Raw genomic sequence first — 12,093 nt, forward strand, 5'->3', positions numbered from 1 at the left:
GTGTCCATTGCCCCGCCCGCGCCCGCCCCGACGCGTTGTCGGAAATACGCAGCGAGGTCCGCGATATAGCCCGGCCACGCGTGTCCGCCGGCGGCAAGCTGCTCATACTCGGCAACCCGCGCGGACCAGTGCGGAAAGTACGGGCTGTCGCACGTCACGAAGAGCTTGCCGCCGGGCGCAAGCCAGCGCGCCATCTTGCACAACGACTCACGAAACGCATCCGGGTCCAAAAAGTGCAACACGCGGGCCGCGTGAATCGCGGCAAACTGCCCTTCGGCGATATCCATACTTGGCAGCGCACCGCAGTGCGTGACCAGGCGCGCCTTCAGCGCGGGCCCCACTTGCTCGGACAAAATCGACAAATGCCGCTCGTCGATATCGACCGCCCACACCCGCGCACCGCGCTCGAGCGCCGCAAGAGTGGCCACGCCGTACGCGCAGCCCATGTCCATCACATCACCCGCCGCCGTCGCCGCGAATTCAACGAACGCCTCCGAGCACGCGAGCAAACGCGTCGTCATCGCGCCCGTGCCGTTTAGCGTCGGAATCATCCCGTTCGATTGCGCGGGCAACGCGTGCGCCTCGGAGCGCGCACCGGATAACTCAGACGACCACGCGCAGATCACCTCACGCAGTTGTATGAATACCCGTCCGCTTGAGTCGAACACATCCACGTCGACACAGCCAACACCGCTTTTGTCGTCCGCACGCGGGGCCAGTCGCGCCCAGATCCGGCTGTCTGAACGGGCACGCCCGTAAAAGTTTGCGTCACCGATCGAGCGGATCACCGCGGGCAGCGGCACACACCCTTTTGCACTCGCCACCCAGGACGCGACCATCACGGCCACGGCTATAACGTCACGCCTCGTGCCATCGTCGCAACTCACTGCCGATGCGACCAGTACGTCCGCGCACTCGAGCACACCATCGACGCTCGCGAGCGTGTTCACATCGAGAACGGGCGTATGTTCGAGCATGAGGAGTTCCGCATTGCCCGTCGCGTAGACGCGCTCACCGTCGCCACCGTCCGATACAAGCCGATAGCCGATACCGCCGTCGCCTGCGGGCGCAACGATCGTGCGCACTTGCACCGGCTTGTCCGTCACGGCGAGTGGCTGCGGATGCACGATATCGCGCACGTGCAAGTAGACGGATTCGCTGGCGGCTACGTCGGCCGCCTGCCGTACTGCTTCGTCGATCATGTCGAGATGCGCAAGCTCGATGAACGCGCGTGCAGTACTGTCGGGGGATAAGCGGAACCAGTCTTCGCTGCCGTCGAAAGTCGATACATACTGCTGCGATGCAAACGTCGACACGTTGCGATCGAGCATCGAGCGCGGCGCAGAGGCCACAGTTCGGCTTGAGTTTGCCTGCGAAGGAATCCACAACGACTGCCGCGTGAAAGGGTAGGTAGGCAGCGTGACCTTTTTGGGCAAGCGTCCTCCCGCATAGAGGCTTGCCCAATCGACCGCTACGCCGGACGCCCAGATGCGGCCAAGGCCGCGCATATTACGCTTGTCGAGCCAGTGGTGCACAGTCGATTGCATGTCGGGGCTCGAGAACAGTTGACGCACGTCCCGGCCCGCCTGCACGTCTCGCTGCACAAACGCGCGCTCATCATCGTTTCCGTCGAGGCAGCGCGACAAGTTAACGACGAGTGTGGCCAACGAATCAGCAAATACGACCATGCGATACTCGTTCCAGTGATCGCGCCCCGTCTGCAGCGTGTAGGCGATGTCGTCAAGTGTGTGCGTTGGCGCATCACTGCATTGTTCGGCCGTCAGAAAATCGAGCAATCGTCGCGCGAGTTGCTCGAGTTGCGGTGCGGTACGCGCTGACAACACAATGGCCTGCTCGTCAAATCGGCGGGCGCCCCGCTCGGCCTGTCGCTGATCAACGTATTCGGCGAGTACAAGATGCCCTGTCACGCCACCGAAACCGAAGTTATGAATGCCCACGTGACGTGGCAACCGTTTGCCGTCGCGCGTTGTGCTCGGCCAGGTGGCCGTTTCAGTCACCGGCTCGCATGCAAACTCGCCTTCGTCGTCGGCCCAATTAAGCTCACGCAGATTTGCGATCTTAACGAGCGTGTCGGTATGCAACGACAGCATCGCTTTGAGAAGCGAGATCACACCAGAAGCGCCAGAGCAATGGCCCAATTGCCCCTTGAGGGTACCGAGCTTTGGCTTGCCCGCTTTGCGATCGCAAAAAACCTCATGGAGCACGCGCAACTCGACGTCGTCCGCCATCGGATTGGCCGTGCCCTGCGCTTCGATGTAGTCGATATCCTCCGGCGTGAGGCGCGCTTGTTCAAGGGCCTCCGCGATCGTCACGCGGTGGATTTCGGCGTTGGGCGCCGTCAGATACAGACTTTTGCCGCCATGGCGCACCGATAGGCCTTTGATGACACCGAGGATCGTGTCATTGTCGCGCTCGGCATCGTCTAAACGCTTGAGAAACACCGCACCCACGCCATCACTGAACACGTGCCCATCCGCGTGTTTGTCGAATGGCCTGACCTTGCCCGCGCCCGTGAACAAGCCCAATTTGCGATTGTAAATATTGACGTCGGGCGTCAGCAACAAGTTGACGCCGCCAACGACCGCCGCATCGGCACACCCGTAACGCAGCGCAATAACCGCCTCGTTGAGCGCAACGAACGAGCTCGCGCACGCCGCATCCACTGCCGACACGGGGCCACGCCAATCGAAGAAATGGGCTATCCGGTTGACAAGCATGCCGGGTGCGTTACCGGTATTCAAATGCCCGTCGATATCGATTCCGCATGCACGGATCAAGTCCGCGTAATCTCTGCGCTCAATGCCGAAGAATACGCCGACCTTGCACTGTCGCAGCGACTCGCGCGCATAGCCGGCGGATTCCAGCGTTTCCCACACGACCTGCAACGCAAGCCGATGCTGTGGATCGATCAACGCCGCTTCGTTCGGCGCGATGTTGAAATGCAACGCGTCGAAGCCGCGCACATCGTTGATAAACGCCCCGTGTCGACAATCGGTCTTATTGGCAAGCGCTGGATCGTCGAAGTGCGCGCGCCAATCCCATCGCTCAGTGGGCACTTCGGAGATGAACGATTCATCCGCAACGAGCCGCCGCCAAAAATCCTGTAAGCTGTCCGATTTGGGCAAGCACGCGCCCATGCCAATAATGGCAATGTCATCGACACGATTGGCGATAGGACGCTGCTTCGGATTCTGCTCGGCGACGCACGCGTGCCAGCGCGGTTCGCGCGCGTGATCCGCGCCATGTCGTGGCGCCGTCTCGCGCGGGCTTGCGCTCGCTTGCTCGCCGCGCGGATGACGACGCGCACGCGCTGCGGCAAGCTCGGCCGAACGCTGAGACCCGGACGAAAGCTTTGCGACGACATGGTCCGCCAACGCCGCAAGCGACGGATGTTCAAGAAAAGCCGCGGGCCCCAGTGTGACCGCGTAGCGGGTAGCAATCCGCTTCGAGAAATCGGTCAACGAAATTGAATTAAAGCCATAATCAGCAAGGGCACGATGCGGATCAACTTCGTCGGCGACGCAGCCGATCGTCTCGCATAAGAATCCAGCCAACTCGCCCAGTATGTCTGTCGAAGACGTATCGCTCACGCCACCCGGGGCATCACTCGCGCGCATCGCGTGATGTAAATCGCGAATGACGTCGAGCGCATCCGCTTCGGATAGCTTTTCACCTCGCACCTGTTGAATAAATGAGTCCAGTTCGGTCGTCACGATGCCCTCGACAGCTTTTTGAGTTCCATCAATAGGTCGTCTCCATCCATCGTTTGAAGCTTAAGCTTTTGGATGAGCGCGCGATATTCGTCCTCTAGCGTGCTGGATGGCTTATCCGGCGCGCGCGCTGACCCGCCGCCAGATTCGTCATCGCAAAGCGGCGTAAGAAATTGGCATTCCCAGTCGATGACGAGCGGATTGTCGAAATGCATACACGCGTTTTCGTACTCGTGCTGAGAAATTTCTCCGGTACTCAACAAATGCCGCAACGAGTCGAGACCCAGCCCCGCCAACAACCGAAATTTCAGCTGTCTGATCTCTGAATCCTGCGCTTCGCCGTGAACAAACGCGCGCTTTGCACACGCGTCGACGATGTCTGCCGCCTCCGATGCGGCGTGTATGCCCGTTAGTCGGTATTGCGCCGGAAAGCACGGCCTGTTGAGCAGCGACCAGAATTGCTTGAACTCGACATGCGGATTGGGCACAAGTCCGAGCTTCATGCCGATCACGACGCTCGCAAGCGGTCCCATGATGATTTGGCGCGTGTCGGCCCCAAGCGCCAATTCCGCCTCGCTGAGCGTGTACTTACCCGATACGATTTGCGCGTACCAGCGCGCCACCATTTCGAGGTACGGGAACGTGCCGATGACCCCAATCTCCTGCAGCCCATACTGGTTGACGAGCATGGGGTTGCGCCGATGGAAAAGACCCATCGCAAAATCGCGTTGCGGTTCGATATCGTCAAGGTAGTGCCACAACGCATCCGTCCGATAGCCGCTGCACTCGACCACAACGTCAATGTCCTCAATCACTTCACCACTGCCGCGATGAAAGCATGCATTGCCGGCAAACCTATCGATTTGGCCCAACATCGTCTTAATGCGGCCTGCGGCAACAAGATCGACGACCTCGTCATTAATATGAATGAACGGATGCCGACCAAACTCTTCAATACTCGGACGCAATCCGCTGCGCTCGAATGCATTGTTAAACGTGGGCACCGCCAGCTCGAGTCGATCCAATTGCCGTTGCGTGCGCATACGCCATGGCAACAGCAGGCTAGCGGGTGAAACGAAGTCATTGGGCAAGAAGCCGACCATTCGCGGCAGAATGAACTTGCGCGAGCGGATGCTCCAGTACACGGCATCCGCAACCTTGCTCGCTTCGGTCGCAATGTCCATGCCGCTCACGCCGTTGCCGATGACCAGCACACGCTTGCCGACAAACGGGGTGTTGTCGTAATACTCGCCCGCGTGAAGTACGAGTCCGTCAAAGGTATCGAGCCCTTTGAGCGCAAGGCGGCGCGGAATTTGATAACGGCCATGGCAAAGCGCGACGCCATCAAACACCTCGGTTCGGCGTTCACCACTATCCGACACAGTCTCAACTTGCCAGCGCCCACTGGTCTCCCGCACCGAGATCACGGTAACACCGCAATGGATATGGCGCTTCAAATCAAAGTGGTCCGCGTACGCTTCAAGATAGGCGCGCACGTCACGCACGTTCGGAAAAATGTCTGCGATATGCTGCGGATAAAAGTCCGAGAAAAAACTCGTGTCCTTCGAATTTTGAAAGCGAGTCGTCGAATAGACGCCGACCGTCTTGTTCCGCTCCAAGTTCCACACGCCGCCGAGAAGCGCCTGCGCCTCGTAGACGACAGGCCGATGGCCCTCTTCCAGCAACGACTTTGCCATCACCAGACCGCCAGGTCCGGCACCGACGACGCAAATGCGCTTGGTATGCGGCGTGCCTACGACACGCGTCGAGGACGCATCGACTGCCTGCCGCTTGGCCCCATGCTCGCCCAAGCCGGCTCGATACTCACCTAGCCGAAACGGATAGTGCGGCAGCGATAAACGCGCTGGACCATCGCCCAAGGCCCTCCATTGCACGCGCGCGCCCGCTGTCCAAGCGCGCGCGAGCACAGCCGGATCCGAATTGACGTCAACCGGCGGTGCCGCATCGGCACTGCCCGACGCACCGCGATGTACCGTCGAATAAAACACGCCACGAATGCTGGCGAGCTTGTCAGCCGTGTTCGCGCCACCGCGCAGCATAATTGGCTCGACTTGTTCGAGCCGCTCGGCCAGCTCGTCTACCGTTGAAACGACGAGGGCGAGCCGGACCTGCAACGCTTGCCTCCCAACCTGGAGCGTGTGGATCACGCGTCCAAGATCGCAATCCGGATGCGCACGCAAGAAAGCACGCAATTCACGCACGACGATCGCAAGCTGCTGCGGCGCGCACGCCGACAGCACAGCCACTTGCTTCGCGCCCGCGGCACCCGCCGCCTGCCCTTGCTCACGCGCGCGTTGCTCCGCCGGACAATATTCTTCGACGATCAAGTGTGCATTGACGCCAAACCCGTAGCCATTAATTCCAGCGCGTCTAGGCAGCGGCGCTCCGCCCGCGTCTCGCGCACGCTCCCACGCACGATTGTCCGCGCTGAAACAAAATGCACTGTCGGGCCAGCGCGAGTCCACGTCCTCGTCACGAATGCCGGGTATGCCTGGAATAACGCCGTGACGCATCGCCAGCACGACCTTGAACAACGCAGCCATGCCCGACGCAATTTCAGCATGTCCGATGCAAGGCTTCAGGCCGCCGAGCGCGTAGGCACGGCGCGCCGCGCCGGTGCCCGTCATCCGCTCGAGGGCGCACCACAGCGCGTCGATCTCGGCATCATCACCCGCAACTGAACCCGTACCATGCGCCTCGATATAGCGAATCGTATCGGTTGCGACACCGCTATCGGCAATCGCGTCGCATATCGCCGCCGCCATGCCCTTGACGCTGGGCGCTGTCAGCGACGCCGCTGCGCCCCCGTGATTAACACTCGTTCCCTTAATGACCGCATGGATCGTGTCGTGATCGTCGATCGCTTGCTCGAGTGGCTTGAGTATCACGGCACCGAACCCTTCGGCGCGAACGTAACCGCTTGCATCGGGTTGGAATGTCGCTGTTCGCTGGTCGGCACTGAGCAGGCCCATCGCCCCGTAACTGTCGAAATAATCCGATGAAATGAGCAAGTTGATGCCGCCCACAATCGCCTGCTCGCATTCATCATCGCGGATCGCTCTAACTGCGCGGTGTAGCGCGACGAGCGACGACGAGCACGTCGTCTCGATGCATTCGCTCGGGCCAAACAAGTCGAGCGCATGCGAGATTCGATGCGGAATCATCGAGGCCATATGCCCGGTGACGAGATAGCTCTTATTCTTGGCAATCCTTGCTGCGTGGATTGCATAGTCATTCTGCGACGCGGCAACGAAGACACCCGTGCGCCGCTCACGAAATACTTCAGGCGCAATACCTGCATCTTCCAGCGCGTGCCATGCGCACATCAGCATCAGGCGCTGTTGTGGGTCCATCAACTCGGCTTCTCTCGGCGCGATCCGGAAAAATGCCGGATCGAACTCGAAAATTCCCGATATCAGCCCCGCCCATAATCCGCGTGGGCGCGCCGCGCCGGTGTCGTCCCACCATTTTGCATGCGCCTCATCGATAGCCGACACGCAATTGCGACCCGCAGCGATATGGGTCCAAAAATCATCGGGGGTGTCTGCGAGCGGGAATTTGCCAGCCATACCGACAATCGCAACGTCGTGCCGCCCGGCGCGACGCGCCGGCGCTTCGGGCGCATGGGTGGGCTCACTTTGCGCGCGTGACACTTGCTGTCGCCGTTCGTTACGCAAATCGTCGTGAGCCCGTTGACGCGACTGTGCGAACGCATGCTTACGCTCGCCCCCCAGTTCGCTCGCCTGCCGCGCACGTGGCGCCAGTACGAGCCGCGCGATATCCGCCGGCGTCGGGTGATCCTTCAGCGCCGATAACGTCAACGCGCAGCCGAACGTCTTGTTGAGATGGGTGACGAAGAGATTTGCCGCAACCGAATCGCCCCCGATGTCCTGAAAACGACTATCCGTATCAATATCAACCACACCGAGCAGCCGGCTCCATTCGTCAATGATGAAATGCATCACCTCATCGTTGCCGAGAGCGGATATGCGGGTGCCAGCAGCGGAAACAGGGCGCTGCGCCAACGCCTTACGGTCGGTCTTGCCGTTCGGCGTAAGTGGGACTTCGTCGATTTGGACGATGAACGCAGGCACCATATAGCCGGGTAGGCGCGCAGTCAGATAATCACGCAGCGCGTCAGCGGGTAAGCGCCCTTGCTGAACCGTATCCTCGGCAACGCAATACGCGATGAGTTGCTGCACGCCGAGATGTTCCCTTGCTACCACAACAGAGCGTCGTATATTGGGGTGGGCATCCAAATGCGCTTCGATCTCGCTTGTCTCGATTCGATAGCCGCGAATTTTGACTTGATTGTCGATGCGCCCGAGATGAACGATTGTGCCATCGGCCTGCCAACGCGCGAGGTCGCCCGTACGGTACAACTTGCCGCTGGGCTCGAATGGATTGTCAACAAATTTCTCAGCTGTCAGCTCGAGCTGATTCAGGTAGCCTTGAGCGAGTCCTAGCCCCGCGATGCATAATTCACCCGCCTCACCCACATCGCTCAAGCTGCCATCGTCGCGCACAATATAGACCCGTGTATTAGCGATCGGCCGGCCGATCGTCACGGGCTGTCCCGCATCGAGCTTCCCGACGGTCGACCAGATCGTCGTCTCGGTTGGCCCATACATGTTCCAAACGTCGCGGCTCGTTCGCTCAAAGAAGCCCTTCAGCGTCTCGGGCAACGGCTCTCCACCGCAAAGGATCCGGATTTGCTCAGCGTTCGTCCATCCCGCATTGAACAGCATCATCCAAGTGGTTGGCGTCGCCTGCATGATCGTCGGCTTGACGTGCTCGATCGCCGCAATCAGCCGATGTGCATCTGAGGCCACGTCGGTCGGGCAAAGCCAACACTGACCGCCCGTGACGAGCGGCAGCAGTAATTCCAACCCGGAAATGTCAAAGCAATGCGTCGTTACCGCGAACAATACGTCGTCATGCGTCATGCCGGGCACTTCGGCCATCGACAGCAAAAAATTCGTCAATGCGCGATGCCCGATCATGACACCCTTAGGCTGCCCAGTGCTACCGGACGTGTAAATGACATAAGCCAATTGCTCATCGCAAAGCGGGGGGGCAAACGGCTGGGCGTCGCACATCGAAATTTGCGGCCAGTGCGCGTCCAGTGGCACGCACTCGCATCGGTGATCGACGAGCGTGCCCGCTCTAGACTGCAGTGCGGAGTGCGTAAGAACGAGCGTCGTCGCGCTGTCCTCGAGCATGCCGCGCAACCGCTGCTCTGGAAACCCAGGATCCACCGGTATATAGACCGCGCCCGCCTTGGCGATTGCAAGCATGGCGACCACGAGATCGATCGAGCGGTCCATGAAGATCGCTACCTTCTCGCCAGGCCCGATCCCCCGTAGACCAAGGTAGGTGGCGAGGCGCGCGCTACGTTCGTTTAGCTCGGCGTAACTGAGCGCACGCTCGCCATCGCTGATTGCCAGCGCGTCCGGCCGTGCGCTCGCCACTGTTTCGAAAATATGATGGAATCCGACATCGACGTCGATATCGCGCGCCGTGCGGTTCCATGCCGATGAAACATGGTCAGCCAACATATTCAGTTTCTTGAAGGTCTGCAAACGCTTGACGCAAGGCAGCCAGGTTATCCAGGTCCTTGCCGAACTGGTTGATTACGTGATGGTGCCGCGTCGAGCCGCGCGATATGTACTTGATGAAATTAGCCAGCGATCCGGACGCACTCAGGTCAAGAAAAACGCGCGATGGCGTATCGAGGGTGAGCGTCCGAATGAGCCGGTAAAAATCCACCCGCTTGCGCACGATATTCCAGACATACTCACCTAGGTCGGTGAGATCACGCTCGTCAATCATTCGCCCATAGGTCGGCGAATAGTACGGAATGCGCGGTGAACGCGGCACAATGTCAACAGCAAGCGCCTTTATTTCATCGCGCATCGATCCGATGTAGCTTGAATGGAACGGATATTGGACCGGCAAATCAATTGACAGCACGCCTGCTTCAGTCAGCTTCGCCTTGGTTCGATCCAGTACGGCCCGCGGGCCCGACACACAGAAGTTTTCGTCAAAATTTACGCCAGCGAGCTCCACGCCATCGTAAATCTCGGGATGAGTGTCAAAGTGCGCAAGCGGTGTAAGCACACTGAGCATGCCGCCTTTCGGGCACATGTTCATAATCAACCGAGCTTGCCGCATCGTAAGACGCAGACCGTCCTGCCAAGACAAATAGCCTGCCACGGTCAATCCAACGTATTCGCCGAGACTATATCCGAGCGCCGCCTGCGGCTCGATACCTTCTTCCCGCAGCACAGCCGTCAACGCATAACCCACGCTAAAGAGCGCCGGGTGTGTGTGGAGGATTGAATCGAACGGGTCATAAACCTGGCGCGCATCATCGTAGACAATCTGAACAAGTGATTGCCCCAACTCTGGCTCGACTAACGCGCTGCACGCGTCGAAGTGCTGCCGAAACACCGAATGTTTATCGTAGAGCTGTCGCCCCATCTGAAAATACTGGGTACCTTGCCCGCCGTACATGAACAGCGCACGGTTCGCGCCGCGTTTTTTGGGGGGCGACGAAACAGGCATGGAATGGGCGTCAATCCTCATCGGCGCCGCTTTAATTGACGTTGTGAGCTTCGTCAGTACCGTGCCCGGACCGAGCTGCTCGATGCGCTCGCAGCCGTGCGCGAGCAACCACGACACGGTTTCATACCATTTCACCGGGCTCGAAATTTGCTTGCTTAACAAGTCAGCGTAACCTTCCCGCGGATAAGGCCGGGCCGTCACATTCGAGATGACATCAGCACACAACGGTCGCAGCGTGAAGGCCGCAAGGTAGTCGGAAAATTGCCGCTCGACGTTGCGCATATAGCGGGAATGGAAAGCTGCGCTCACATTCAGCGGGACGAATGTCGCGCCCGCTTTCTCGAACATTGACGCCATCCGGCTTGAATGAATGTCATCGTAGAGACCGGACAGAATGATCTGATTGCCGGAATTAATGTTCGCGAGATCGACCGCTTCCAAATCAGCCTGTCGCAAAATATCGCGGATCGCTTCGACGCTCAGGCCGATGATTGCTGCCATCGCCCCTTTCGGCGCCTGGCTCATCAGCTCGCCACGGCGCTTGACGAGCGTGAGCCCGGTCGAAAAGTCGAATGCGCCGGCGGCAAAGAGCGCGCAATACTCGCCGAGCGAATGGCCAGCAAGATAAGCGGCAGACTCGGCGCCACCGTTTTGCTTGCGTTCGAGATACGTCAAAGCGCCAATCGTATACAACGCGGGCTGGGTGTATTCGGTCTGGCTCAGCACCCCACGCGGATCTTCTAGGCAAAGCGACTTGATTGAATAACCAAGTATCCTGTCTGCTTCTCTAACATACGTTGGAAACGCGTCCAATAATTCGGTGCCCATCCCTTTGAACTGGGCGCCCTGGCCGGGGAAAACGTAAGCAATGTACATCCTGTATCATCCCTTTAAAACAGTTGCATGCTTAGCCGGAAACCGCAGCCGCACTATCTCGGCAAATAGGCCATATAGACTAGCTTGACCTTACCCTCTCACGCTTATTGTCCGCCCAACTATATAGTACTGCCAACCAATTTCAAATAAATTTTCAACCCCACTACAGCTTCTCATACATAGCTGTTAATAGCTGCCCCGCCCAGGCTAGCAGCTAGCGAAATTCATCTAAAACAAGATTTTTAAAAATCCCAATACACCAAAAAAATATTATCTACACCTTTTTTATTTTCAATGAAGAAGGTCAATTTTTATGCAAGCAATATCCGCTGCTTTGAGCGTATCGCGACATAGCATCTTTACGTGGCTCACTGGATCGCCCAGTTGATGCATGCCGATCAGGCAGCTGATGCAACGCCGAGTCTTTGCGGCACGCATTCGCGCAACTTTATTGCCATGATTGCGGGCCACGCACCCATGCGATATGCACAGCGCTGAACACGATCAACCAACGATCGCCTGCTTTGGCCCGCTTGGAAAAGAAAAGTTATCAACCCGCGAATCGGCGCTTTGGGCATCAGCCGCCCCACACCGCGGATGAAGCCGTGCCGATAACCCACATCGAGGACATCGTATGCACTCAGCCTTGCGAGGGTAACGCTGTACTGCGCTAAGACCAGGTTCTCACTTCTAATGCTAGTACAACCGGCGTAAAACCCGTACTTCGTCATGTTTGCTCACTCCAGACAACGCTTTCATGAAACAGAAGCTAAACACTATGATGCGCCTGCGCCCCTGACGAGTCACCTCTTACCACCAGCCCTCTAGGACCGAACTACGGCACTCAACTGCTAGTACGCGCGTAGATTTCACTGCAGGCCTATAGGTATAGAGCACC

3 protein-coding genes are annotated in these 12,093 nt (G+C 58.7%); all 3 read right to left on the minus strand.

What is annotated here, in order from left to right:
- A partial coding sequence (locus KQH60_RS00005; RefSeq protein WP_237574489.1) for a beta-ketoacyl synthase N-terminal-like domain-containing protein occupies positions 1-3,734 on the minus strand: 3,734 nt, incomplete at its 3' end.
- Positions 3,731-9,310, minus strand: a complete 5,580-nt coding sequence (locus tag KQH60_RS00010) for an amino acid adenylation domain-containing protein (protein WP_237574490.1) — start codon at positions 9,308-9,310, stop codon at positions 3,731-3,733. The genes KQH60_RS00010 and KQH60_RS00005, both read right to left, overlap by 4 nt.
- Complete coding sequence (gene fabD, locus KQH60_RS00015) at positions 9,300-11,195, minus strand: ACP S-malonyltransferase (protein WP_237574491.1); 1,896 nt, start codon at positions 11,193-11,195, stop codon at positions 9,300-9,302. Before fabD ends, KQH60_RS00010 begins: the two co-directional genes overlap by 11 nt.
- Between the last annotated feature and the right edge of the window lie 898 nt (positions 11,196-12,093).

It is taken from the genome of Mycetohabitans sp. B8 (assembly GCF_021991875.1).
Lineage (GTDB): Bacteria > Pseudomonadota > Gammaproteobacteria > Burkholderiales > Burkholderiaceae > Mycetohabitans.